Here is a 25,266-nt window from a genome sequence, read left to right on the forward strand (position 1 = left end):
TTACTTCTTTTTTTACTTCAATAGACTAATTTGTAAAACGAGGCGCAAAAAAAGACTAGGCGATTCACCTAGTCTTTAAAGAGCAAATTTTCGTATCTCCTCTTCACTTAATAATTTAATAAAGGCCTGTTGTACGTTATCTAAAGCGTGAGCCATTGACAGCAACTCCTTATTTAATTGTTCTTGGAAATAGTATGTTACTTGGGTGTTATTAGTCAATAACCCCACAATATGGCGATTGACGCTTGTATTGTCTAAATTAATATCATATAGGTCAACTAAATCAATAAGGTCGATTTCGCTTAGTCCTTGAGCTGCAGCTTCTTCAATTCTTTTCTTATCCTCTAGTGAAAATCTTGTTGGCTCTAATTGAATAGTGTGCCTTTCTTGAATTGGTCTTGTTGCATAAGGGTTGGAAACCCAACTGATAATTTCATCAAAAGTTCTTTCCTCAGTCCTTTCTATATCATTGGATTGATAAATATTAATGCCTAGATTTGCCAACTCTTCTTTAGAATATTTTTGATATAACTCTGCGATATCCTTACCTTGACTGAGTAATTTCATATAGTCCTCATATATCTGTTTGAATTTCACTCCATCTATTTGTTGACCACCAGTCATACTAAACGAATAGGTTGTTCTTCCTTTTTGAGAAATAACTAATGGGACGGATGTAAGGTAAGATTTTGGAATATTCTCTTTATACATTCTTTCTAATATATCATTTACCATAAATCCGATATTAAACAAGGGATTTTCTTTGAGTTTTTTTATTAGATTAGGGATAATTTCTGTCGAAACATTATCATACCACCATTTATTGATGAGAGGATCAATGTTTTCTTGCCTAAATGTTGAGGGTATGTCATTTCCGCCTAATTCAAATAGGATACCACAGACATTAACTTCAAATGATTTAATTAAATTATCCCCTAACATCAACCAAAGAATATCAAACATTTCTTCAAAATCAATGACAGTCAATTCATTGATGGTACGGGTTCTAAAACTTCTAGCGGGGTTATAACTTTTTCCACCAACCCATACGTCAATGTCATCTTTCTTGTGAAAAGTATCCATTTCAGTTTCAGTAGAAATCATAAATCTTTTTCTTTGAATATTGAAATTTGCAAATGTCTTGGCAATACTTAGACAACTTGATTGGATTGAAATTAAATCATCACTCATGAAAGAATATAGTTTTTCATCTACAGCCTCTAAATCTCTATATAAAATAGAACTGAAAAAATAATGAAACAGATTCTCAATAAACTCATCTAACTCTCCAAAAACGATATACGTATAGCTCGAAGCGGTTAGAGCATTTAAATAAACTAACATCGAACTCGTAATTGGTCGCTTACCACTTTCAACTTGACTAACTTGACCTGCATTGCCTAGTTCGCTTTGTGTAATATTGTATTTTTTTCTTAAATTTTTGATACGAGTAGGTATTTCTTGTGAATAATTTTCTTCAAAAAATTTCATATATAATCCCCCTATAATCATGGAAAAGTAGAAAGTAGTAGAAATAGTTGTTATCCTAGTTGATTAAAAAAATCTCTGATTTCCTCATCTTTTATAAAATAATATATAATTTTCCCCTCTCTTCTAGTGTCCAAGATGTTTTGATTGGCTAGTTTACGAAGATGGTGGGAGGCAGATGCCATACTGAGATTTAATAAACAGGCTATATCGCAGACACAGAGTTCTTCGACGGCAAGGAGATAAAAGATGATATTTATCTGTTTATTATCGGTAAATTTTGATAAAATGCGAAGTGATTTTTGGACTTTTTCCTTTTCAAGGTAGTTCGTTGCGGTTGTAACATTTTGTTGATTTATAACATCCACTTGACAGATACTATCTTTTTTCATAATTTTTTCTCCTAGCCTAACACAGCCCATAGCATGTCAAAGCTGTTGTTTTCAATCAGGATATACATCCCCAATCCTAAATAGACAACGGCAATAAACCATCTACTATATTTTTCCAAAGTTTCTCCAACAGAAGGGACTTGTGCTAATTTTTGTGCAGAAAAAACCAAGAGATAAATCATGACTAGAAAAGTAAGTAAAGTCACTATCAAATTCGCTAAATTTAAGGTGGTAAAATATGGGACAAAGACACCAATATTGTCAGCGCCACAACTTGCAAAAGTAATCATAGCGACTAGAAAAATCAGGTTTTTATTGTCTTTGCGCAAACCTTCTTTGGCAATAGCTTCTCCATCAGAATCTCCTAAAAGCAAAACTTTTAGGCCTAGGAAAATTGGAATCAAACCGAGTAAACCTAAAATCTCTTTACTAGGAATATAATTTAAGACAAATGCAAAAAGCAAACTTAGGAATATTAGACTAACAGAGCCTAGAAATTGTCCTAAATAGATGTTAATGATGTCTTTTCTGCTTTTTCTTTTGGCAAAAAATAACATTAGGATAATAAGTAAGTCTACGGCTGTCCCAGAATACAGTATTATTGAAGTAACAACATTTTGAATCATAAAACACCTCATTCAAATATATTTTTGAATGTATTTTAACATTAAACTTTGTAGATGTCAACTTAAAATTCACCAAAATATAGATAAGGCGTTAGTGTACCAAATATTAAAAAGCCCTGCCATCGAAATGATAGCAGGGCTTAACTTCAATATCCAGATGATATATTTATCTAAAAAAGGTAGAGTAAAAGGTAGAGTTTTTATTGATTTGTAGTGCGATATAATGAGTTTCAAAAAATCAAAAATCACTTTAAATCAATATTTTGACGTCTATTGACGTGTACTGAAACCCTTACTTCACCTCTGTAAACACAACGTGTTTGCGAAGTTTTGGTGAGTATTTCTTCAATTGAAGACGGTCTGGAGTGTTACGTTTGTTTTTAGAAGTAAGGTACAAGCGTTCACCAGATTCTTTGTGTTCAAGTGTAATATTTACGCGCATGGTATCTCCCTTCTATTATTCAGCTGATGCAGCTTTAGCGATTTTACGTCCTTTGTAGTATCCTTTAAGTGATACACGGTGAGAACGTGAGTAATCTCCAGTAGTTTCGTCAAAGTTTACAGATGGAGCTGTTACTTTGTAGTGTGTACGACGTTTGTTTTTCTTCGCTTTTGAAGTGCGACGTGCAGGTACTGCCATTTCGATTTCTCCTTTAGGTATTTATATTCGATTCAATCTACTGATTTTCATCAACCATACTAGGATAACACATTTTTTTTGTAAAGTAAAGTTACTTGACAAAAAAAGATGAAAAAAATAGAAGCCATTCAATCTAATTAATCGAAATTTTCTGAAAATTCAAGAATTTTCTTCTGTTCATTGCCTTTAAAATGTGCTATAATAGTTAAAACTGAAACGGGAGGGATAAGATGACAGAATTAGATAAACGTCACCGCAGTAGCATTTATGACAGCATGGTTAAATCACCAAACCGTGCCATGCTTCGTGCGACTGGTATGACAGATAAGGACTTTGAAACACCGATTGTGGGAGTGATTTCGACTTGGGCGGAAAATACACCATGTAACATTCACTTGCATGATTTTGGGAAATTGGCTAAAGAAGGTGTCAAATCAGCAGGTGCTTGGCCTGTGCAGTTTGGAACTATTACCGTAGCGGACGGGATTGCCATGGGAACGCCTGGGATGCGTTTCTCTTTGACATCTCGTGATATCATTGCGGACTCAATCGAGGCGGCTATGGGTGGTCACAACGTGGATGCCTTTGTCGCTATCGGTGGCTGTGACAAGAACATGCCTGGTTCTATGATTGCCATTGCTAATATGGATATCCCAGCTATTTTCGCCTATGGTGGAACCATTGCACCGGGAAATCTTGATGGCAAGGACATTGACTTGGTTTCTGTCTTTGAAGGTATCGGAAAATGGAACCACGGTGATATGACAGCTGAGGACGTGAAGCGTCTTGAATGTAATGCCTGCCCTGGCCCTGGTGGCTGTGGAGGTATGTATACAGCTAATACTATGGCGACTGCTATCGAAGTTCTCGGTATGAGTTTGCCAGGCTCTTCATCTCACCCAGCTGAATCAGCTGATAAGAAAGAAGACATCGAAGCAGCAGGACGTGCTGTTGTCAAGATGTTGGAGCTCGGTCTCAAGCCATCAGATATCTTGACTCGTGAAGCCTTTGAAGATGCTATCACTGTAACTATGGCTCTCGGTGGCTCTACAAATGCCACTCTTCACTTGCTTGCCATTGCACATGCGGCTAATGTTGATTTGTCACTTGAGGACTTCAATACGATCCAAGAGCGTGTGCCTCACTTGGCCGACTTGAAACCATCTGGTCAGTATGTCTTCCAAGACCTCTATGAAGTCGGTGGTGTGCCTGCGGTTATGAGATATCTCTTGGCAAATGGTTTCCTTCATGGCGATCGCATCACATGTACTGGTAAGACTGTTGCTGAAAACTTGGCTGATTTTGCAGACCTTACACCAGGCCAAAAAGTCATCATGCCACTTGAAAATCCAAAACGTGCAGACGGTCCGCTTATCATCTTGAACGGGAACCTTGCCCCTGACGGTGCGGTTGCCAAGGTATCAGGTGTGAAAGTGCGTCGTCACGTTGGACCAGCTAAGGTCTTTGACTCAGAAGAAGATGCTATTCAGGCCGTTCTGACAGATGAAATCGTTGATGGCGATGTTGTCGTTGTTCGTTTCGTTGGACCTAAGGGTGGTCCTGGTATGCCTGAGATGCTCTCACTTTCATCCATGATCGTTGGTAAAGGTCAAGGAGACAAGGTTGCCCTCTTGACAGACGGACGTTTCTCTGGTGGTACTTATGGTCTGGTTGTTGGACATATCGCTCCTGAAGCTCAGGATGGTGGACCGATTGCCTACCTCCGTACAGGTGATATCGTTACGGTTGATCAGGATACCAAAGAAATTTCCATGGCCGTATCCGAAGAAGAACTTGAAAAACGCAAGGCAGAAACAATCTTGCCACCACTTTACAGCCGTGGTGTCCTTGGTAAATATGCCCATATCGTATCATCTGCTTCTCGTGGAGCTGTGACAGACTTCTGGAATATGGACAAGTCAGGTAAAAAATAAACTCAAAAAGCAAGCCAACTTCGGCTTGCTTCTTTTCATCTCCAAAAGTGATTTGCCTGCTTATACTCAATAAAAATCAAAGAGCAAACTAGAAAGCTAGGCGCAGGTTGCTCAAAATACTGTTTTGAGGTTGCAGATAGAACTGACGAAGTCAGTAACATCTATACGATAAGGCTAAGCTGACGTGGTTTGAAGAGTATTAACGAGGTGGCAGTCCAAGGGCAATGCGGCCGTAGCGACTGATTCGTGTGATTTTCCAAGCAGGCGACCAGGTAACTTCAACCTTGACATCTTCGATACCCTCGATTTGTTTCAGACCTGCGACGATTTCGATAGGCAGGCTTTCGGCGCAATCACAGGCAGTATCAGTGAAGGTCATGACAATCTTGCAGAGACCCGTTTCATCCAGATTGATTTCATAAATCAGCCCTAGATTGTAAACATCCAATTCCACATCTGTATCAAAAACCTTCTCTAGTTTTTCGATAATTTGGTCTTGTAAGGCCAAAGCGCGGTCATTGATTTTGATATCGTCTCTCATTACAGTCCCTCCACGTGATAAATATCCTCTATTTTCTCATAATTCTGACAATTTGGCAAGCTTTTGATGAATTTTCTGAAAAAATATGATAATATAAAGAAAACGCTGAATCAAGGGGAAGCCTATGGAGCAGATTGGAAAAGTCTTTAGACAATTACGAGAGTCAAGAAATATCTCACTGAGACAAGCAACTGGGGGACAATTTTCGCCGTCTATGTTATCCCGCTTTGAAACAGGTCAGAGTGAACTTTCGGTAGAAAAGTTTCTATTTGCCCTGGAAAATATATCTGCCAGTGTGGAGGAAATCCTCTTTCTGGCGAGAGGTTTTCAGCATGATACAGATTCTGAGTTGAGAAAAGAAATCATAGATGTCTTGGATCCAAAGAATATAGCACCTCTCGAAGACCTGTATCGCAGGGAGTATCAAAAGCATACCCATTCTCAAAACAAGCAGAAACATATTCTAAATGCCATTCTTATCAAGTCTTATATGAAGAGTATGGATGAAAGGGTAGAGTTAACAGCAGAGGAAGGGAAAGTCCTTCATGACTACTTGTTTTCTACTGAGATTTGGGGAATCTATGAACTCAATTTGTTCTCAGTCAGTTCTCCCTTCTTATCTGTTTCTCTCTTTACTAGATATGTACGAGAAATGGTCCGAAAATCTGATTTTTTAATGGAAATATCTGGTAATCGAAACCTTTTTCACACTATACTATTGAATGGCTTTTTAGCCAGCATTGAGTGTGAAGAATTTACCAATGCCTCTTATTTTAAACGTGTTATCGAAGAGCATTTCTACAATGAAAATGAAACTTATTTCCGAATTGTCTATTTGTGGGCGGAAGGTCTTCTTGATAGCAAGCAAGGTAGAGTCAAGGAAGGCCAGAAAAAGATGGAGGATGCTGTCCGTATTTTTGAGATGCTTGGCTGTAATAAATCTGCCGAATACTATAGAAAAACGACCGATTGTTGAATATCTGCAAACTACGAAAATAATTTGAAATTTTAAGTGATAGAATTGTTGGGCTCTCTCGTGTCACTGGAGAAATTCTCTCGTTTCTTTGTGCTCATTTTATTTGTTGCATATATTCAAAAGTTTTTCCTCTAAAATTTCTAAGTGCTATACTATAGTCATACTTCACATAAAACTTCTAACAAGAAGGGAGATTATCTATGAAACTATTGTTCAGAAATCAAGCTTATCGACTCTTGACTTTGTCACGCTTCTTCAATGCTTTTGGTGCTTCAATTTTTAACCTGGTATTTATCGTCTATGCATCGACCCTACCACAAGCCTCCTTTGCTGTTGCTATGGCGAATATTGTCATGATTCTTCCGACCTTCTTTACAGTTTTTGTAGGGATTCGGGCAGATTATACGAGGGCCAAGGTCAAATGGATGGTCTATAGTGGTTTGTTTCAGGCGGTTTTATTTTTTCTAGCAGCTTTAGTTGTCCAGCAAGCTAGTCTATTTGCCTTTTCTAGCCTGTGTTTGATCAATGTCATTAGTGATGTCATCAGTGATTTTGCTGGTGGTTTGCGCATGCCTCTTATTAAGAAAAAAGTAGCTGAAGATGATCTGATGGAGGCTTATTCTTTTTCCCAGTTCATCACCTATATTTCAGCTATTGGTGGTCAAGCTTTTGGAGTCTGGCTCTTAGGGCTATCGGTCAATAATTTTTCCCTCGTTGCGGGAATCAATGCCTGCTTTTTCCTCGTATCAGCCTCTGTTCTCTTTTTAGGAAAAAGCAAATTGAGCCTGTCAATGTCATTTGCTGATGGTGAATCACTAAAAAATGAGAAGCTATCTATCAAAGACCAATTTCTAACGATTTATAGAAATTTACGTCTCGTTTTTCTTAAAAGTGGACAGAAAAACTTTGGTTTTATGCTCTTTGCTGTCTTGCTGATCAATGCCTTGGGTGGCGCTTTGGGTGGAATTTATAATATCTTCTTTTTGAGCCATTCTCTCTTGAATTTTTCTTACACGGAAGCACTATTTATCAATCAATTCTGTGTTTTAGTAGCAATCATCATTAGTAGTCTTACGGGCAATGATTATTTTGGGAAGCAGTCCTTGCCTAGATTGATGATGTGGGCGACTGTAGGACTCAGTCTAGTTGGTCTAGCTAACGTATTCAATCAAGTCGTACTTGGTTTACTATTTCTCTTTTTAACTCTGTATGTGTCTGGTAAAGTTCAACCAAAGATTAGTGCCATGCTCATGAAAAATCTAGCTCCAGAGGTTTTGGCTCGTACTAGTAATTTTTTAGGTTTATTGTTTACCTTATCCATACCTGTGGGAACAGCTTGTTTTTCACTTATAGCTGTGTGGAATATACAGTTGACTTGGATGCTATTTGTTGGTCTCTCCTTGATAGCTATTCTTTTGACAGGTCTTAATCTCAAAAATGATATCTAATACTCTTCGAAAATCAAATTCAAACCACGTCAACGTCGCCTTGCCGTACTCAAGTACAGCCTGCGGCTAGTTTCCTAGTTTGCTCTTTGATTTTCATTGAGTATAAATCCTAATTTTTTTCTTACTGTTTTAATCCCTCTATTTATGGTAAAATAAGACTATTAAGTTTAAAGAGGATTCCCTATGAAATTACAAAAACCAAAAGGAACGCAGGATATTTTACCTGCTGAGTCTGCCAAATGGCAGTACGTTGAGGGCTTTGCCCGTGAGATTTTCAAGCGCTACAACTATGCAGAAGTGCGCACGCCTATTTTTGAGCATTACGAGGTTATCAGTCGCTCTGTCGGAGATACAACGGATATCGTAACCAAGGAAATGTATGATTTCTATGACAAGGGTGACCGCCATATTACCCTCCGACCAGAAGGAACGGCACCAGTAGTCCGTTCCTATGTGGAAAATAAACTCTTCGCCCCAGAAGTGCAAAAGCCAAGTAAGTTCTACTACATGGGCCCTATGTTCCGTTACGAGCGTCCACAGGCAGGGCGTTTGCGCCAGTTCCACCAGATCGGAGTTGAGTGTTTTGGATCTAGCAATCCAGCTACCGATGTGGAAACAATCGCGATGGCAGCCCATTTCTTGAAAGAAATCGGCATCCAAGGTGTCAAATTATATCTTAACACTCTTGGAAATCCTGAGAGCCGTGCGGCCTACCGTCAAGCCTTGATTGACTATCTGACACCGCTCAAGGAGACCTTGTCTAAGGATAGCCAACGTCGTTTGGAGGAAAATCCTCTCCGTGTCTTGGACTCTAAAGAAAAAGAAGACAAGGTGGCAGTGGAGAATGCACCGTCTATCTTGGATTTCCTTGATGAAGAAAGCCAAGCACACTTTGATGCTGTGCGTCAGATGTTGGAAAATCTTGGAGTAGACTATATCATCGATACCAATATGGTGCGTGGTCTGGACTACTACAACCACACCATTTTTGAGTTTATCACTGAGATTGAGGGCAATGACTTGACAGTCTGTGCGGGTGGTCGTTACGATGGTTTGGTTTCTTACTTTGGAGGCCCTGAAACTGCTGGCTTTGGTTTTGGACTTGGTGTAGAGCGCCTGCTTCTCATTCTTGAAAAGCAAGGTGTGGCCCTCCCTATCGAAAACGCCCTAGATGTCTATATCGCAGTCTTGGGTGATGGAGCAAATGTCAAGGCTTTGGAATTGGTACAGGCTCTTCGCCAACAAGGTTTCAAAGCAGAGCGTGATTACCTCAACCGTAAACTCAAAGCTCAGTTCAAGTCAGCCGATGTCTTTGCGGCTAAGACTCTCATCACTCTAGGAGAGAGTGAAGTCGAAAGCGGACAAGTGACAGTCAAGAATAATCAAACCCGAGAAGAAGTGCAAGTGTCACTTGATGCTATCAATCAAAATTTCTCAGAAATCTTTGAAAAATTAGGCTTTTAATAGTAGAAAAACTGGTCAGGATCTTATTCCTGACCTTTTTCTTTTACAAAATGACAAAAATAATAAACTTTTTGACAAATATGCTTGTCAAAAAGAAAAAGATGTGTTACAATGTAAGCAAGTTAAGAAATAGAAAGCAGAAAGGAGCTATGATGTGGGTAGTATTTATACTATTTATGATTTTCTTTTATTCTAATAATTCTAAAAAAATCAAGAAACTAGAGAATAAAATCAAAAAGCTTGAGCGAAAAGAGAAAGGAAATATAGAAATGTCAAGATTATTGCAAGAATTAATTGGGAAAAATCCAACAATCGTTGGACAAGTGTTTGGAACATCTTTATGGGAAGTTGTGGATGTTGACGAGGAATGGGTCAAACTACGTAGTGTTGATAAAGAGGGAAAAGAAAAATTCAAGTTGCAACGTATTGAGGATATCCAAACCGTTGAATTTGATGGAGAGTAGGTGTGTAACATGCAACTAAAAAATCGTCTAAAAGAGCTTCGGGCTCGCGATAGTCTCAATCAAACCGACCTAGCCAAGCTGGCAGGGGTTTCCAGACAGACCATTAGCCTACTAGAACGGGATGAGTACACCCCGTCCATTATCATTGCCCTGAAAATATCTCAAATTTTCAACGAAACAGTCGAATCGGTATTTCGCTTGGAGGAGGATGAGTGATGAACAAGTATAAAGTAATCTATTATGTAGTTGCCATAGCTTTATTAGTCAGCGTATTTCTATTGATTGGGATGGACTTAGGCTGGTTTAATCCCTATCAAAGTGACCAATTTATTTGGGCCTACTTTGCTCTTATCCCAGTCGTTGACTGGATTGAAAAGAAATCCAAAAATCTAGCAAGTGAAAAAGGAGAATGAATATGAAAAAGAAACATGGATTGTTATTTTTAATGTCTGTTGTCTTGGGAGGTTTCTTGGGCATGTTTGTAGGGATGTTTAAGGCACGTGCCGAATCCCACGAAATTATGTTAGATGTAAAAGTCTTGATACCATGGATATCAGCTATTTGTTTACTGATAGGTTTTATTAGCATTCTTTTGACGTTCAATTTCTTAAAGAAAAGCAGAAAATTTCACTCCTTGTATCAAGAGGAAATGGATGATGATTTGAATGAAACCTATTATGTGCAAATGTATCGGAATCTTGAGTTTGGAACTATTGCTTTTAATATTACAAGTGTAGCGATTTTGTTGGCTCTTTTCATCTCATTAAATGAAGTGATTGTACTAAATGGAAGCCATCTAACCTTATCTCTTTCTTTTTTGGTATTAGTGCTGATTTTCAGTGTTCAAAAATATCTTTTTAAGACCATTGCGATTGTTCGTCAGTTTGATTTGGCATTTTTTTCTACACCAAAGGATGTCATGGACTTTATCAATTCTTACGACGAAGGGGAGCGTCAGGCTAATTTAGAACAAGGTTTTCAGGTTTTATTCCAATTAAATCAGTATGTCTTGCCAGGTCTCTACATTCTAATTGATCTCTTTTCCTTACTGACAGGAGAGATTCAGTTACTAGCTTTCTTGCTTGTCGGAGCAATCCATGTTTATATCAATGTGATGCAATTGCCTATGGTAAAACGTTATTTCAAATAAAGGAGTTATCTATGAAATTACTTAAAAACCTTGGCTGGTTTCTTCTAGCCATTCTATCCTTTTTATTCATCTATGGCTTCATTCAGGGACTCGCGACTACTTCGCTTGCCTTAGGCGCTTCACCCTATGCTGTTACCCTACTCTATGTGGCCTTGGCTGGAGTATATGTGTACGTCATTTATAAATGGTACCAGAAAGGTCCTGTTCATATTGAGAAGAGTGGCTTCAACCGATTTATTTGGCTTCCTGCCTTGGTTTGGTTCTTATCTCTAGTTGTCCAGTTTTTCTTGCCTAACGACCCTTCAGTAAATCAGCAAACAGCGACAGACTTGACCTTATCTCAACCACTTTTCTCATTCTTTGCTATTAATATTTTTGCTCCTCTGACGGAAGAACTCATCTTTAGAGGAATGCTGGCACGCTATATCTTTCCTAAGCAGGACAACAGCAAACAAACTCTGCTTTTCCTTCTGGTAACTAGTGTTCTGTTTGCCTTGATTCATTTCCCAGGAACTTTGCAACAGTTTTTAGTTTATGCTAGTCTAGGATTGAGTTTGGGTCTGGCTTATGTAAGCCGAAAAGGTCTTCTTTACAGCATTTCTCTTCACGCTTTGAATAATTTAGTCAGCTTTTTGATGATTCTCATGCTATAATAGAGTCAGGAGGTCACATGAAACGAGTAATTTTATTAGCAGTGATTCAAGCAGTCGTTCTATTTTTCATCATTGGGGCGCTAGCTTATGCCTTCAAGGGCGATTTCTTCTACAACTATCTAGCAGTTGTCTTTGCCCCTATTGCAGGTGTCTTGCGCTTTGGGACAGCCTACACAACGGAAATTGTCTTGCCTCGAAAGGCAGCCGAAATTGCTGAAAAGCGTAAAGCAGGCAACAATTCAAAATAAAAGAGTCCGATGAACTTCATCGGATTTTTGTATGTGCGTTAATTTTTAGGGACTTTACCTGATTTTTAAAGACTAGTAAACTTTTCTGATGATTTTCATGAAGAGCCTGCGCTTTTATGGTAAAATAGTAACAGAATAAAAGAGGAGAGAAACAATGAAACGTAGTATGTATGCTGGTCGTGTTCGTGAGGAACACATCGGACAAGAAATGACCTTGAAAGGATGGGTTGGCCGTCGTCGTGACCTTGGTGGTTTGATCTTTATCGACCTTCGTGACCGTGAAGGAATTATGCAGTTGGTTATCAATCCTGAAAAAGTTTCTGCAGAGGTTATGGCAACAGCTGAAAGCCTTCGTAGCGAATTTGTTATCGAGGTGACTGGTCAGGTCGCTGCGCGTGAGCAAGCCAATGATAAGTTGCCAACTGGTGCAGTTGAGTTAAACGTGACAGCTCTGACAGTGCTTAATACAGCTAAGACAACACCATTTGAGATTAAGGATGGCATTGAGGCCAATGACGATACACGTTTGCGTTACCGTTACCTTGACCTTCGTCGTCCAGAAATGTTGGAAAATCTTAAACTTCGTGCTAAGGTGACCCACTCTATCCGTAATTACTTAGATGAGTTGGAGTTTATCGACGTGGAGACACCATTCCTTTCTAAGTCAACGCCAGAAGGGGCGCGTGATTATTTGGTGCCATCTCGTGTTAATAAAGGGCATTTCTATGCTCTTCCACAAAGTCCACAAATCACTAAGCAGCTCTTGATGAATGCTGGTTTTGACCGCTACTACCAAATCGTCAAATGTTTCCGTGATGAGGACTTGCGTGGTGACCGCCAGCCTGAGTTTACCCAGGTCGACTTGGAAACATCTTTCCTTACTGAGCAAGAAATCCAAGATATCACAGAAGGCTTGATTGCGCGCGTGATGAAGGAAACAAAAGGCATCGAAGTGACGCTTCCATTCCCTCGTATGAAATACGATGACGCTATGGCTCTTTACGGTTCTGACAAGCCAGATACTCGTTTTGACATGTTGCTTCAGGACTTGACAGAAGTGGTCAAAGGTGTAGACTTTAAAGTCTTTTCAGAAGCACCTGCTGTAAAAGCCATTGTGGTCAAAGGCGCTGCGGACAACTATTCACGTAAAGACATCGACAAGATGACGGAAGTAGCCAAACAGTACGGTGCCAAAGGTCTTGCTTGGGTCAAGGTAGTTGATGGAGAACTAAACGGACCAGTTGCCAAGTTCTTGACAGGCATCCAAGCAGAATTGACAACAGCGCTTGCACTTGAAGATAAGGACCTCGTTCTCTTTGTGGCGGATACGCTTGAAGTGGCCAATGCAACTCTTGGTGCCCTTCGTGGACGTATTGCCAAAGAGCTTGGTTTGATTGACAATGATAAATTCAACTTCCTTTGGGTGGTTGATTGGCCAATGTTTGAATGGTCTGAAGAAGAAGGTCGCTACATGAGCGCCCACCATCCGTTCACCCTTCCACAGGAAGAAACAGCTCACGAATTAGAAGGTGATTTGGCTAAGGTTCGTGCCATTGCTTACGATATTGTCTTGAACGGTTATGAGCTTGGTGGTGGTAGCCTTCGTATCAACCAAAAAGACCTTCAAGAACGTATGTTTAAGGCTCTTGGTTTCTCAGCTGAAGAAGCAAATGACCAGTTTGGCTTCCTTCTTGAAGCCATGGACTATGGTTTCCCACCACACGGTGGCTTGGCTATCGGGCTTGACCGATTTGTCATGCTCTTAGCAGGAGAAGAAAATATCCGTGAAGTCATTGCCTTTCCTAAGAACAACAAGGCAAGTGACCCAATGACACAAGCTCCTTCAACAGTAGCTCTCAAACAACTAGAGGAACTCAGCTTACAAGTAGAAGAAGATGAAACAAGCAAAACGAATTAAGCGGTGGCGCTATTATCTGCGCCGCTTTGCTCATCAGATAAAAATTTTACGTGTCTTACAAAGCATCTCTCGTGAAAAATACGATGAGAAGATTTCGGCTTCTCTGGTCTATGGTTTTTTATCAGCAGTAGCGGTCAATTTCTTTTTCCAACCAGGTCATGTGTATTCGAGTGGTGCGACAGGTCTGGCACAGATTATCTCTGCCTTGAGTAATCACTGGTTTGGTTTTCATATTCCGATTTCGCTGACCTTCTATGCCATTAATTTTCCTTTGATGGTCTTGGCTTGGTATCAGATTGGCCATAAGTTCACCGTCTTTACCTTTATCACGGTATCTATGAGTTCCTTCTTTATCCAGTTTGTCCCTGTGGCGACCTTGACGGAGGATCCCATTATCAATGCCCTTTTTGGGGGTGTTGTCATGGGCTTGGGGATTGGTTTTGCTCTTCGCAACAATATCTCCAGTGGTGGGACGGATATTGTCAGTCTGACCATTCGCAAGAAAACAGGTAAGAATGTCGGTAGTATTTCTTTCTTGGTAAATGGGACCATCATGCTGATAGCAGGTTTGACCTTTGGTTGGAAATACGCTCTCTACTCTATGATTACCATCTTTGTCTCTAGCCGTGTGACAGACGCTGTCTTTACCAAGCAAAAACGGATGCAGGCTATGATTGTGACCAATCATCCAGATAAAGTAATTGAGAAAATCCATAAAAAATTGCACCGCGGAGCAACCATGATCCACGATGCAGAAGGAACCTATAATCACGAGAGAAAGGCAGTTTTAATTACTGTCATTACACGTGCAGAGTTTAATGAATTTAAACAGATTATGAAACAGGTGGACCCAGGCGCCTTTGTCTCTGTATCTGAGAATGTTCATATTCTGGGACGATTCGTTGAAACAGAAAATTAGTGACTAAAAAAACCAGCGCGAGCTGGTTTTTATTTTTCGATAATTTTGTGGGCGATTAACTGACGGTAACAAATTTGTTTATTGCTCTTAGCGTCGTTGATAATCTGAAGAATCGTTTCAAATGATGTTTGACCAAGTTCTAGGCTATTGATATCGACATAGGCTGCCAAGTTGAGCTTGGGATTGACTGAGTCGAAGCTGAGAACAGGGACATCTAGCTGGTGCTTAGCGATGTAGTCACAGACCCCTTCAGCTAGGAGGCTATCAGTTGTGATGATAGCATCAATCATAGGATCGTGTTTAAACAAACGCTTACTGAATTGATAACCTTTTTCTTCTAGGAATTCGTTCGCAAAATAGGTCAAGTTACTATCAAGAGGCAGTTGGTACTGTTTGAGTGCTGACTCATAGCCTGTTAAACGGTCTTGTGTTACGAAGAGTCTCTTAGTCCCTCCAATAAAGGCAATTCGTTTGCAGCCTTTTTTGATGAAATATTCAGTCGCATCAAAGCCAGCTTGAACGTTGTCATTATCGACAAGTGGAATGAAGGGGGACAGAGATTTTCCGAGGATGAGGAAGGGGAACTGCTCATCAGCCACCAGTTTGACTAAAGGATCTTCCTCTTCGGCATAAAGGAAAATTAAACCGTCTACACGTTTACCATAGACCATTTGTGAGATGGCAGTAAGACGCTCCTTCTCATCTTTCCCTGTTGCTATCTGAATGGCATAGTGGTTTTCAGATGCGACTTGAGAGATGCCGCGTAGGACTGATGGAAAGAAAGGATTCTGGTAGAAGGCATCTGAATCATCAGGAAGAACTAAGCCGATAACTTGCGTATAACTGCTTACCAAACTGCGAGCATTGAGGTTGGGGTGGTAATTGAGTTCCTTCATAGCCTTGCGAACGCGTTTTTTTGTTTCGTCGCTAATGGTTGATTTGTTTTGAATAACACGGGTTACGGTTGAAGGCGAAACACCAGCAGCCTTGGCCACGTCTTTAATCGTAACGGGCATAAAAATCTCCTATTTATGGTAATCTGGGTCACGGAAATGCGTTTTATAAAAGATAGTGACCAGATACAGAACAAAAAGAATGTTTTGTACAGTAATGAGAGTTGTCATATTTTGGCCAAAGAGTCCCAAAATAAGCGTAATCAGAGTTGGTAATCCTAAACAGTTCAAGATAAAATGGTAGCACTCTTTAAAGGTTTTAAATGAAAAGAGGCGTGATTTCTTAGTGATATAAAGGAGAAGACTCGCTCCTAAAGAGACGATAAAGAAATTCAAACCAAAGAGGAAGCTTGCACCGAGAACTAGGAAGAGACTGATATAGACACGATTCTGCTGGTACCAGTCTTTAGAAATTGCTTGGGTCAAGCTGTCTTTGCTTTTGAAACTCTCAGTCTGAATGGCTCGGTAAGAGATGCGGGTCAGTTCCTTACTTTCCTTGCTGATGACTAGCTCATTCGTATCGAAATGCAGTTGCAAGTCCTTAGGTAACTCCTTACTTTGACTTGGACCGATTAAAAGAGAAGGGGCTTGACTAGCTGTTCCTGTATAAGTTAATTTACCATCAACAATTGCAGCATGCTCAGAGAGGTCCTGGACAACCCCATCCGTCAGAGGTTCATAGACATTATCGATGAAGGTTTCTAGCGGATAAGTCTCCTGAGAGCTGTTTTGGATGGCAATGGGTACCATAGACAAGCTGATAAGGAAGATACTGGTAAAGAGAAGTTGAAACCAGTTGAGCCCGAAACGTTTGGATAGGGGCTTACGAAATCCCCAAATACTTGAAAAATAAGAAAATGGATATGGAAGCATAGGTATCTTTCTAAAAGGTGTTTTCTATATGAGTATTATTATATAGAGAAATGCGCTTTATTTCAAGTCTAGGAGAAAAATTGCTTGTTGCAAGAATATTATTTACAGTAGCAATCGCTAATACTCAATGAAAATCAAAGAGCAAACTAGGAAGCTAGCCGCAGGCTGCTCAAAACACTGCTTTGAGGTTGTGGATAGAACTGACGAAGTCAGCTCAAAACACTGTTTTGAGGTTGCAGATAAAGCTGACGTGGTTTGAAGAGGTTTTCGAAGAGTATAAAATGAAAAAGGGTGGCGGGGATATATTATCCCTTGTCGCCACCACTTGTAAGTCCTGAAACAAAGTTCTTTTGTAGGAAGAAGAAGAGAATACAGATTGGAAGGGCAATGAGGATAGCACCTGCTGAGAAGTAGGCAATCTTCAAGTTTTTCACATTGCTAACGAAGGTTTGGAGACCTACGGCAACAGTAAAGTATTCTTTCTCACGAAGCAAGAAACTAGAAAGGATATAGTCTCCAAAAGGTCCCATGAAGGCCCAGAGAGCTTGTACGGCAACCATTGGGCGAACAAGTGGAAGAACAATTTGCCAGAAGCGGCGGAAGTGTCCTGCACCGTCTAGTTTTGCAGATTCGTCTAGAGACATTGGCACTGTATCGAAGTAGCCTTTCATGAGCCAAGCATTCATCGGGATACCACCACCAACGTAGAGGAAGATGAGGAACCAGCTGTGGTTAAGGGCGTTCAACATAAGTGCCATAACGAAGAAGGCTGTCAAAGCGGCCATGGTTGGCACCATTTGGATAATCAAGAAGAAGACCAAACTTTGTTTACGAGCCAAGAAGTTGTAACGGCTGTAAGCATAACCAGCAAGTACGATAATACTTGTTTGAACAGCCATAGTAATTAAGGCGATAATCAAAGTGTTGAGATACCAAGTACCGTATAGGGTTTCAGTAAAGAGTCCTTTAAAGTTATCAAAATTGAAGTCGATGTTAGTATCGAGTTTAAAGGCCGCGACATTACCTGCTTTAAAGGCTGACATGATGGTAATCAAAAGTGGATAGATAATCACGATTGATAGGCCAATTAAGTAGAGGTAAGTAAGGGTTTGAGTCAGTCTACGTTTGAGTTTAATTGAGTTATTCATCTTAGACGTCCTCCATATCAAATGCGTGTAGTTTCTTGAATGCGATCATAGAGATTGAGATGACAATGATAGAGATAATCAAGGTAACAGCTGCCGCCATTGAGTATTGAGGAGATGTACCTGTTGTCAAACGGTAGATCCATGAGATCAAGATATCGGTTGAACCAGCTCCACCTCCGACACTACCAGGTCCTCCACCATTGAAGAGGTACATGATAGAGAAGTTGTTAAAGTTGAAGGTGTATTGACTAATCAAAGTAGGTGCCGCAACAGCCAAGATCATTGGGAAAGTGATGTTGCGGAATTTTTGCCAAGCATTGGCACCGTCAATATAAGCTGCTTCGTAAAGGTCGTTAGGGATAGATTGTAAGATACCTAAAGTCAAAACGTAGATGTATGGGAATCCAAGCCAACCTTGCATCATAATCAAGGCAATTTTTGTCCAAGTTGGATCTGTTTTCCAAGGAATAAGAGCACCATCAAGGAAAGGAAGGAATTTAGCAAAGATTGGCAAGACTTGAGTGTTGATAGCACCGACACTATCATTAAACATATTTGAGAATGTCAAGATAGTGATGAAGGCTGGGACAGCCCAAGGAAGAAGGAAAATAACACCAAAGATACGTTTTCCTTTGATAAATGGTTGGTTAGCAATGATAGCTGTGAAGATACCGATTACGATTTGTAAAGTTGAGGCAGCCAAAGCCCAGATGATAGTCCAAGAAAGAACGGAACCGAAGGCAGAACGGAAGGTACTCAAACTCCAGATGTTCGTAAAGTTCGTCAAACCAACCCAGTCCAACAATTTGTTTGGTGGCAAGTGTTGGAAATCGTAGTTGGTAAAGGCGATCATCAAGGTTACGATAACTGGGAAGATAATCGCAAAAGTCATGGCAACATAAGATGGAATGATCAAGAGGTAAGGGAAGCCATTTTCATAGATTCCTTTGACCATTTCTTTAAAGGTAAGTGCTACTGGTATGCCATTATTAATGTGTTTGGCAGTTGTATGTGCATCTTTGATATTTGCGAAATAAAAGAGTACATAAACAACTACAAAGATTAAATGGAAGGCACCGCGAATCAGCATAAAGAGGGAATTGTCACGACCTGGCTTGTCACCAAGAGTGATGAGATTGCTCAATTCAGGGGCTGCAAGTGCTAGAAAATAAAGGACAAATACGATGGTTACACCAAGGAAGATAAAACCTTTGGCTTTTTGTTTATTGTAAATCTGTCCTAACCCAGGAATGATAGACAGCAGGGCTGCTTTGCTAGGTTGTTGCTTTTCCATAATAACTCCTTTCATAGGATACTGGTTTTTAGATAAAACCTAAACTATTTGTGTTTTTGTTGATAAATTCAAAGGGGGATTTGAATTCCACCCCCCTTGAACAAATTTCTTATTCACCAAATTTTTGTTTGATTGTTTCTTTGATCAATGTTACAGCATCGTTAGCTGCTGTTTTAGCATCTTTCTTGCCACTTACAGCATCAAAGAGCATATTTTTCGCTGGATCCCAAACTGCAGACATTTGAGAGATGTTTGGCATTGGTTGAGCGTTCTTGAACTGTTTGATAACAGCAGTTGTCAACTCATCGTTTTTACCTTCAGCGTATGAACGAGCCTCAGTGTTAGCTGGGATTTCGTTAGTCTTATCGTATAATACTTTTTGTTGTTCAGTTGAAACAAGGAAGTCTACAAATTTTTGAGAAGCTTCAAGGTTCTTAGTGGCTTGAGGGATGACCCAAGCTTTACCACCACCAAATGCAGCATATTCTTTTCCGTTTGAAAGAGTTGGGATAGTCGCAACACCGTAGTTTACTTTAGCATCTTTGAAGGCTTGAGCTTTCCAAGGTCCGTCGATGATAGCAGCTGTTTTACCTTCTTGGAAATGAGTTTGGATTAAGTTACCAGCACCTTCAGTATCTTGCATACCTTTAGGCCATTTTTCATACCAAGATTTAGCGTACTCTATACCTTTGATAGCTCCGTCGTTGGCAAGACCGATATCTTTAGCGTCCTTACCGTTTTGACCGAATACGTAAGCGCCGTTACCAGCAAGAAGCCCGTATGCATAGTAGAAGTTTGTCCAGTCAGCTAGGAAAGCAGAAGTTTTTCCATCTTCACCAGCGAAGGCATATTTGCTATCTTTAGCAAGGTTTTCTAAGTCAGCAAAAGTTTTTGGAGCTTCTTTTATCAAGTCTTTGTTGTAGTACATAACAAGTGACTCGATAACGGCAGGAGCACCGTAAACTTTACCATTAGCAGCTGTTACAAGAGATTTAGTTGTGTCGTCTGTTTTAGCGCCGTCGCTCAATTTAACTTCTGAAAGTTGTCCGTCAGAACCAAGGCTACCTACACGGTCGTATGGAGCCATCATAACATCAGGGACATTACCAGATTGGTTGTCAAGAGAAAGTTTATCAAGACCTCCTAGAGCATCACCAGTTTTAAGAGTGACTTTTACTCCAGCTTCTTTTTCATAAGCTTTAGCAACCTCTTCAATATAGCTCTTATATCCCTCGTCTACATATACAGTGAGTTCTTTCGCTTCAGATGAACCAGAATCAGCAGGCTTATCAGCAGTTTTGCTTCCGCAAGCTACCAAAAGCAAGCTAGCAAGTGTAACAGTTCCAAGCACAGCAGTGCTCTTCATGAATTTAGATGACATAGTGTATTCCTCCTAAAGAATAACAAATTTTATAATGAGGAAACGCAAACGTTTTCCTTTATGGGACTAGTATAGCACAAATAGAAAACGGTTGCAAGTGTTTTTTGTAAAAATTTTAAAAAAATTTCACGGGAATGGTAAGCGTTTTATTTGTTTATAATAGAAGAAAAGTCAGAAAATATATTTTCATGATTTTACTGAAATTATTTAGGGAAACGATTGCCTAGATTTTGAACAAAAAATAAATTGCTCTAGACCAAAAGTAGGCTAAGTTGAGCCTTCTATTTGTAGTTGAAGAAGATTTTGTAAATAGAAAAGGAAAATGTATATGTATACATAAAGAAGGACAAGTTTTTTTAAAAAAATAATCAAAAAGTTTTTTAAAAACGCTTGCAATTGTCGGGGAAATACGCTATAATTATCTTAACGCAAACGTTTGCGCCCAAAAATGAAAATTTAAACTACAAATACACGAGGTGTTGTTTATGAAAAAACGTCAAAGTGGTGTGTTGATGCACATCTCTTCTCTCCCAGGAGCATACGGAATCGGATCATTTGGTCAAAGTGCTTACGACTTCGTTGATTTCTTGGTTCGCACAAAACAACGTTACTGGCAAATCCTTCCATTAGGAACAACTAGTTACGGAGATTCTCCTTACCAATCTTTCTCAGCCTTCGCAGGGAACACTCATTTTATCGATTTGGATATCTTGGTGGAGCAAGGTTTGTTGGAAGCAAGTGACCTTGAAGGAGTTGACTTTGGTAGCGATGCGTCTGAAGTTGACTATGCTAAAATCTACTATGCACGTCGTCCTCTTTTAGAAAAAGCGGTGAAACGTTTCTTTGAAGTCGGAGATATTAAAGATTTTGAGAAATTTGCTCAAGACAACCAATCATGGCTTGAGCTCTTTGCTGAGTATATGGCTATCAAAGAGCATTTTGAAAATCTTGCTTGGACAGAATGGCCAGATGCAGATGCTCGTGCTCGTAAAGCTTCAGCACTTGAAAGCTACCGTGAGCAATTAGCAGACAAGTTGGTTTACCACCGTGTGACTCAGTACTTCTTCTTCCAACAATGGTTGAAATTGAAAGCTTATGCTAACGACAACCATATCGAAATCGTTGGGGACATGCCAATCTACGTAGCGGAAGATTCAAGCGATATGTGGGCAAATCCACACCTCTTCAAGACAGATGTCAACGGTAAGGCGACTTGCATCGCAGGATGCCCACCAGATGAATTTTCTGCAACTGGTCAGCTTTGGGGTAACCCAATCTATGACTGGAAAGCAATGGACAAAGACGGCTACAAATGGTGGATTGAACGCTTGCGTGAAAGCTTCAAAATCTACGATATCGTTCGTATCGACCACTTCCGTGGTTTCGAATCTTACTGGGAAATCCCTGCTGGTTCCGATACAGCAGCACCTGGTGAGTGGGTGAAAGGTCCGGGCTACAAGCTTTTTGCAGCCGTTAAGAAAGAACTTGGTGAGCTAAACATCATCGCTGAAGACCTTGGATTCATGACTGATGAAGTTATCGAGTTGCGCGAACGTACTGGCTTCCCAGGAATGAAGATTCTTCAATTTGCTTTCAATCCAGAAGACGAAAGTATCGATAGCCCACATTTGGCACCTGCTAACTCAGTTATGTACACAGGAACTCACGATAACAACACGGTCCTTGGTTGGTACCGTAACGAGATTGATGATGCGACTCGTGAGTACATGGCTCGCTACACTAACCGTAAAGAATACGAAACAGTTCCACACGCTATGCTTCGTACAGTCTTTTCATCAGTTAGCTTCATGGCAATTGCAACTATGCAAGATTTGCTAGAATTGGATGAGGCAGCTCGTATGAACTTCCCATCTACTCTTGGTGGAAACTGGTCTTGGCGTATGACTGAAGATCAATTGACACCAGCTGTCGAGGAAGGCTTGCTTGACTTGACAACAATCTATCGACGAATTAATGAAAATTTGGTAGAATTAAAGAAATAATACAATATCAGGAGACACCTTAAACATGTTATCACTACAAGAATTTGTACAAAATCGTTACAATAAAACCATTGCAGAATGTAGCAATGAAGAGCTTTACCTTGCTCTTCTTAACTACAGCAAGCTTGCAAGCAGTCAAAAACCAGTTAACACTGGTAAAAAGAAAGTTTACTATATCTCAGCTGAGTTCTTGATTGGTAAACTCTTGTCAAACAACTTGATCAACCTTGGTCTTTACGACGATGTCAAAAAAGAACTTGCTGCTGCAGGTAAAGACTTGATCGAAGTTGAAGAAGTTGAATTGGAACCATCTCTTGGTAATGGTGGTTTGGGACGTTTGGCTGCCTGCTTTATCGACTCAATTGCGACTCTTGGTTTGAATGGTGACGGTGTTGGTCTTAACTACCACTTTGGTCTTTTCCAACAAGTTCTTAAAAACAACCAACAAGAAACAATTCCAAATGCATGGTTGACAGAGCAAAACTGGTTGGTGCGCTCAAGCCGTAGCTACCAAGTACCATTTGCAGACTTTACTTTGACATCAACTCTTTACGATATTGATGTTACTGGTTATGAAACAGCAACTAAAAACCGCTTGCGTTTGTTTGACTTGGATTCAGTTGATTCTTCTATTATTAAAGATGGTATCAACTTTGACAAGACAGATATCGCTCGCAACTTGACTCTCTTCCTTTACCCAGATGATAGTGACCGTCAAGGTGAATTGCTCCGTATCTTCCAACAATACTTCATGGTTTCAAACGGTGCGCAATTGATCATCGACGAAGCAATCGAAAAAGGAAGCAACTTGCATGACCTTGCTGATTACGCAGTTGTACAAATCAACGATACTCACCCATCAATGGTTATCCCTGAATTGATCCGTCTTTTGACTGCACGTGGTATCGAGCTTGACGAAGCAATCTCAATCGTTCGTAGCATGACTGCCTACACTAACCACACAATCCTTGCTGAAGCCCTTGAAAAATGGCCTCTTGAATTCTTGCAAGAAGTGGTTCCTCACTTGGTACCAATCATCGAAGAATTGGACCGTCGCGTGAAAGCAGAATACAAAGATCCAGCTGTTCAAATTATCGATGAGAGCGGACGTGTTCACATGGCTCACATGGATATCCACTACGGATACAGTGTTAACGGGGTAGCAGCACTCCACACTGAAATCTTGAAGAACTCTGAATTGAAAGCCTTCTACGACCTTTACCCAGAAAAATTCAACAACAAAACAAACGGTATCACTTTCCGTCGTTGGCTCATGCATGCTAACCCAAGATTGTCTCACTACTTGGATGAGATTCTTGGAGAAGGATGGCACCATGAAGCAGATGAGCTTGAAAAACTCTTGTCTTATGAAGACAAAGCAGCTGTCAAAGAAAAATTGGAAAGCATCAAGGCTCACAACAAACGTAAATTGGCTCGTCACTTGAAAGAACACCAAGGTGTGGAAATCAATCCAAACTCTATCTTTGACATCCAAATCAAACGTCTTCACGAGTACAAACGCCAACAAATGAACGCTTTGTACGTGATCCACAAATACCTTGACATCAAAGCTGGTAACATCCCTGCTCGCCCAATCACAATCTTCTTTGGTGGTAAAGCAGCTCCAGCCTACACAATCGCTCAAGACATCATCCACTTGATCCTTTGCATGTCAGAAGTTATCGCTAACGATCCAGCAGTAGCTCCACACTTGCAAGTAGTTATGGTTGAAAACTACAACGTTACTGCAGCAAGCTTCCTTATCCCAGCATGTGATATCTCAGAACAAATCTCACTTGCTTCTAAAGAAGCTTCAGGTACTGGTAACATGAAATTCATGTTGAACGGAGCTTTGACACTTGGTACTATGGACGGTGCTAACGTGGAAATCGCTGAGTTGGTTGGCGACGAAAACATCTACATCTTTGGTGAAGATTCAGAAACTGTTATCGACCTTTACGCAAAAGCAGCTTACAAATCAAGCGAATTCTACGCTCGTGAAGCTATCAAACCATTGGTTGACTTCATCGTTAGCGATGCAGTTCTTGCAGCTGGAAACAAAGAGCGCTTGGAACGTCTTTACAAGGAATTGATCAACAAAGACTGGTTCATGACTCTTCTTGACTTGGAAGACTACATCAAAGTGAAAGAGCAAATGCTTGCTGACTATGAAGACCGTGACGCATGGTTGGATAAAGTTATCGTTAACATTTCTAAAGCAGGATTCTTCTCATCTGACCGTACAATCGCTCAGTATAACGAAGATATCTGGCACTTGAACTAAGATACAAGTTTATACTAATACATTTTGTAAAAAAGCGAGTTTCGATTGAAATTCGCTTTTTTTGAATGATGTGGATTTGGATCAATCTTATTTAAAAGGGATAAATCATAGATACAGTGAAGGCTTAAAATGCTGGTTTTTACGGTCTTCATCCTCATGTTTCTTTGTAGTTGCTTACCTCATATTTCTTGTATTCGCTTACATAAAGTATTATAATATGATTATAGGAAAGAAGGTGTTTTTATGTGGAAAAAATATTTTTCAAAATATAAGTGGACGGATTTATTTTGGATTTTATTTGTTATTTTGACCTGCCTCTATATTGGTAACCATGATTTGTTTCCTCTCAATCATCAAGAATTCTCTTTTCGTGGTAGCGTTTGGGGTCTGGTACTGGCCTTATATCACTTATTGTTCATTGATAAGTTTGTTATCTCGAATCGAAAATAAAGTTTAGGGCTATGCTTAG

28 protein-coding genes are annotated in these 25,266 nt (G+C 40.0%); 17 read left to right on the forward strand and 11 right to left on the reverse strand.

What is annotated here, in order from left to right; translation table 11 throughout:
- Positions 1 to 75: 75 nt before the first annotated feature.
- Genes SK608_RS00620 through SK608_RS00630 form a run of 3 tightly spaced genes read right to left on the reverse strand, consistent with a single transcriptional unit; the run spans position 76 to position 2,506 of the window.
- Positions 76 to 1,491, reverse strand: coding sequence for a helix-turn-helix domain-containing protein (locus SK608_RS00620; protein WP_000667636.1), 1,416 nt, complete (start codon positions 1,489 to 1,491; stop codon positions 76 to 78).
- A 50-nt stretch (positions 1,492 to 1,541) separates the two neighbouring features.
- Positions 1,542 to 1,880, reverse strand: coding sequence for a Cd(II)/Zn(II)-sensing metalloregulatory transcriptional regulator CadX (cadX, locus tag SK608_RS00625; RefSeq protein ID WP_000711078.1), 339 nt, complete (start codon positions 1,878 to 1,880; stop codon positions 1,542 to 1,544).
- A gap of 11 nt (positions 1,881 to 1,891) precedes the next feature.
- Positions 1,892 to 2,506, reverse strand: coding sequence for a CadD family cadmium resistance transporter (locus SK608_RS00630; protein WP_033675748.1), 615 nt, complete (start codon positions 2,504 to 2,506; stop codon positions 1,892 to 1,894).
- A 28-nt stretch (positions 2,507 to 2,534) separates the two neighbouring features.
- Here SK608_RS00630 and SK608_RS11575 point away from each other — a divergent pair, with 28 nt between their 5' ends.
- Entirely contained in the window at positions 2,535 to 2,720 is a 186-nt protein-coding gene (locus SK608_RS11575; RefSeq protein ID WP_082242376.1) for a FanG protein, read from the forward strand.
- Positions 2,721 to 2,798: 78 nt separating this feature from the next.
- Here the strand turns inward: SK608_RS11575 and rpmG are convergent, their stop codons facing one another.
- Complete coding sequence (rpmG, locus tag SK608_RS00635) at positions 2,799 to 2,948, reverse strand: 50S ribosomal protein L33 (RefSeq protein ID WP_001265622.1); 150 nt, start codon at positions 2,946 to 2,948, stop codon at positions 2,799 to 2,801.
- A 15-nt stretch (positions 2,949 to 2,963) separates the two neighbouring features.
- The gene (gene rpmF / locus SK608_RS00640; RefSeq protein WP_000290417.1) at positions 2,964 to 3,146 is read right to left on the reverse strand and encodes a 50S ribosomal protein L32; all 183 of its coding nucleotides are present in this window, start codon (positions 3,144 to 3,146) and stop codon (positions 2,964 to 2,966) included.
- Between the two features lie 230 nt (positions 3,147 to 3,376).
- Here rpmF and ilvD point away from each other — a divergent pair, with 230 nt between their 5' ends.
- A complete protein-coding gene (gene ilvD, locus SK608_RS00645; protein WP_033675752.1) occupies positions 3,377 to 5,080 on the forward strand; it encodes a dihydroxy-acid dehydratase in 1,704 nt (567 codons plus the stop codon).
- Positions 5,081 to 5,279: 199 nt separating this feature from the next.
- Here the strand turns inward: ilvD and SK608_RS00650 are convergent, their stop codons facing one another.
- Positions 5,280 to 5,621, reverse strand: a complete 342-nt coding sequence (locus tag SK608_RS00650) for a metal-sulfur cluster assembly factor (RefSeq protein ID WP_001204052.1) — start codon at positions 5,619 to 5,621, stop codon at positions 5,280 to 5,282.
- 124 nt (positions 5,622 to 5,745) lie between these two features.
- Between SK608_RS00650 and rgg the strand changes: the two genes are divergently transcribed.
- The 11 genes from rgg to SK608_RS00705 all read left to right on the forward strand — a co-directional run bounded on the left by rgg (position 5,746) and on the right by SK608_RS00705 (position 14,861).
- Positions 5,746 to 6,597 carry a quorum-sensing system transcriptional regulator Rgg gene (gene rgg / locus SK608_RS00655; protein WP_033675754.1) on the forward strand — a complete coding sequence of 284 codons (852 nt, stop codon included), beginning with the start codon at positions 5,746 to 5,748 and terminating at the stop codon, positions 6,595 to 6,597.
- A 200-nt stretch (positions 6,598 to 6,797) separates the two neighbouring features.
- The gene (locus tag SK608_RS00660; RefSeq protein ID WP_033675755.1) at positions 6,798 to 8,045 is read left to right on the forward strand and encodes an MFS transporter; all 1,248 of its coding nucleotides are present in this window, start codon (positions 6,798 to 6,800) and stop codon (positions 8,043 to 8,045) included.
- Positions 8,046 to 8,228: 183 nt separating this feature from the next.
- Positions 8,229 to 9,509 (forward strand): histidine--tRNA ligase, encoded by a 1,281-nt coding sequence (hisS, locus tag SK608_RS00665; RefSeq protein ID WP_033675758.1) that lies wholly within the window; start codon positions 8,229 to 8,231, stop codon positions 9,507 to 9,509.
- On the forward strand, positions 9,509 to 9,973 hold the full coding sequence (locus SK608_RS00670; RefSeq protein WP_082242377.1) for a hypothetical protein: 465 nt from the start codon (positions 9,509 to 9,511) through the stop codon (positions 9,971 to 9,973). The genes hisS and SK608_RS00670 overlap by 1 nt, the downstream gene beginning before the upstream one ends.
- Positions 9,974 to 9,982: 9 nt before the next feature.
- The gene (locus SK608_RS00675) at positions 9,983 to 10,189 is read left to right on the forward strand and encodes a helix-turn-helix transcriptional regulator (protein WP_033675762.1); all 207 of its coding nucleotides are present in this window, start codon (positions 9,983 to 9,985) and stop codon (positions 10,187 to 10,189) included.
- Positions 10,189 to 10,386, forward strand: a complete 198-nt coding sequence (locus SK608_RS00680; RefSeq protein ID WP_023947595.1) for a hypothetical protein — start codon at positions 10,189 to 10,191, stop codon at positions 10,384 to 10,386. The genes SK608_RS00675 and SK608_RS00680 overlap by 1 nt, the downstream gene beginning before the upstream one ends.
- Positions 10,387 to 10,388: 2 nt before the next feature.
- Positions 10,389 to 11,123, forward strand: a complete 735-nt coding sequence (locus SK608_RS00685) for a DUF3169 family protein (RefSeq protein WP_033675764.1) — start codon at positions 10,389 to 10,391, stop codon at positions 11,121 to 11,123.
- Between the two features lie 11 nt (positions 11,124 to 11,134).
- A complete protein-coding gene (locus SK608_RS00690) occupies positions 11,135 to 11,776 on the forward strand; it encodes a CPBP family intramembrane glutamic endopeptidase (protein WP_033675766.1) in 642 nt (213 codons plus the stop codon).
- Positions 11,777 to 11,793: 17 nt separating this feature from the next.
- Positions 11,794 to 12,024: a hypothetical protein gene (locus SK608_RS00695; protein WP_000832185.1), complete on the forward strand. Its 231-nt coding sequence runs from the start codon at positions 11,794 to 11,796 to the stop codon at positions 12,022 to 12,024.
- A gap of 154 nt (positions 12,025 to 12,178) precedes the next feature.
- Positions 12,179 to 13,942, forward strand: coding sequence for an aspartate--tRNA ligase (gene aspS / locus SK608_RS00700; protein WP_033675768.1), 1,764 nt, complete (start codon positions 12,179 to 12,181; stop codon positions 13,940 to 13,942).
- Positions 13,920 to 14,861 carry a YitT family protein gene (locus SK608_RS00705; protein WP_000806276.1) on the forward strand — a complete coding sequence of 314 codons (942 nt, stop codon included), beginning with the start codon at positions 13,920 to 13,922 and terminating at the stop codon, positions 14,859 to 14,861. Before aspS ends, SK608_RS00705 begins: the two co-directional genes overlap by 23 nt.
- 29 nt (positions 14,862 to 14,890) lie before the next feature.
- Here SK608_RS00705 and SK608_RS00710 read toward each other — a convergent pair whose 3' ends face one another.
- Together SK608_RS00710 and SK608_RS00715 are read right to left on the reverse strand one after the other, a co-directional pair.
- Complete coding sequence (locus SK608_RS00710; protein ID WP_033675771.1) at positions 14,891 to 15,877, reverse strand: LacI family DNA-binding transcriptional regulator; 987 nt, start codon at positions 15,875 to 15,877, stop codon at positions 14,891 to 14,893.
- 9 nt (positions 15,878 to 15,886) lie between these two features.
- A complete protein-coding gene (locus tag SK608_RS00715; RefSeq protein WP_033675773.1) occupies positions 15,887 to 16,687 on the reverse strand; it encodes a DUF1189 domain-containing protein in 801 nt (266 codons plus the stop codon).
- A 127-nt stretch (positions 16,688 to 16,814) separates the two neighbouring features.
- Between SK608_RS00715 and SK608_RS11870 the strand changes: the two genes are divergently transcribed.
- Entirely contained in the window at positions 16,815 to 16,946 is a 132-nt protein-coding gene (locus tag SK608_RS11870; protein WP_265182483.1) for a hypothetical protein, read from the forward strand.
- A 46-nt stretch (positions 16,947 to 16,992) separates the two neighbouring features.
- Here the strand turns inward: SK608_RS11870 and SK608_RS00720 are convergent, their stop codons facing one another.
- From SK608_RS00720 to SK608_RS00730, 3 genes are all read right to left on the reverse strand, one after another.
- Positions 16,993 to 17,835, reverse strand: a complete 843-nt coding sequence (locus tag SK608_RS00720) for a sugar ABC transporter permease (RefSeq protein WP_033675775.1) — start codon at positions 17,833 to 17,835, stop codon at positions 16,993 to 16,995.
- Position 17,836: 1 nt separating this feature from the next.
- Positions 17,837 to 19,129: a sugar ABC transporter permease gene (locus SK608_RS00725; protein ID WP_033675778.1), complete on the reverse strand. Its 1,293-nt coding sequence runs from the start codon at positions 19,127 to 19,129 to the stop codon at positions 17,837 to 17,839.
- A 109-nt stretch (positions 19,130 to 19,238) separates the two neighbouring features.
- Positions 19,239 to 20,510 (reverse strand): extracellular solute-binding protein, encoded by a 1,272-nt coding sequence (locus tag SK608_RS00730; protein WP_033675780.1) that lies wholly within the window; start codon positions 20,508 to 20,510, stop codon positions 19,239 to 19,241.
- A 485-nt stretch (positions 20,511 to 20,995) separates the two neighbouring features.
- Between SK608_RS00730 and malQ the strand changes: the two genes are divergently transcribed.
- The 3 genes from malQ to SK608_RS11580 all read left to right on the forward strand — a co-directional run bounded on the left by malQ (position 20,996) and on the right by SK608_RS11580 (position 25,247).
- Positions 20,996 to 22,513, forward strand: coding sequence for a 4-alpha-glucanotransferase (gene malQ / locus SK608_RS00735; protein ID WP_033675781.1), 1,518 nt, complete (start codon positions 20,996 to 20,998; stop codon positions 22,511 to 22,513).
- A 25-nt stretch (positions 22,514 to 22,538) separates the two neighbouring features.
- Positions 22,539 to 24,797, forward strand: coding sequence for a glycogen/starch/alpha-glucan family phosphorylase (gene glgP / locus SK608_RS00740; RefSeq protein ID WP_033675783.1), 2,259 nt, complete (start codon positions 22,539 to 22,541; stop codon positions 24,795 to 24,797).
- A 243-nt stretch (positions 24,798 to 25,040) separates the two neighbouring features.
- Positions 25,041 to 25,247 carry a hypothetical protein gene (locus SK608_RS11580; protein WP_033675785.1) on the forward strand — a complete coding sequence of 69 codons (207 nt, stop codon included), beginning with the start codon at positions 25,041 to 25,043 and terminating at the stop codon, positions 25,245 to 25,247.
- Positions 25,248 to 25,266: the final 19 nt, after the last annotated feature.

Source organism: Streptococcus mitis subsp. hohhotensis (assembly GCF_000722775.1).
GTDB classification, from domain to species: domain Bacteria; phylum Bacillota; class Bacilli; order Lactobacillales; family Streptococcaceae; genus Streptococcus; species Streptococcus carlssonii.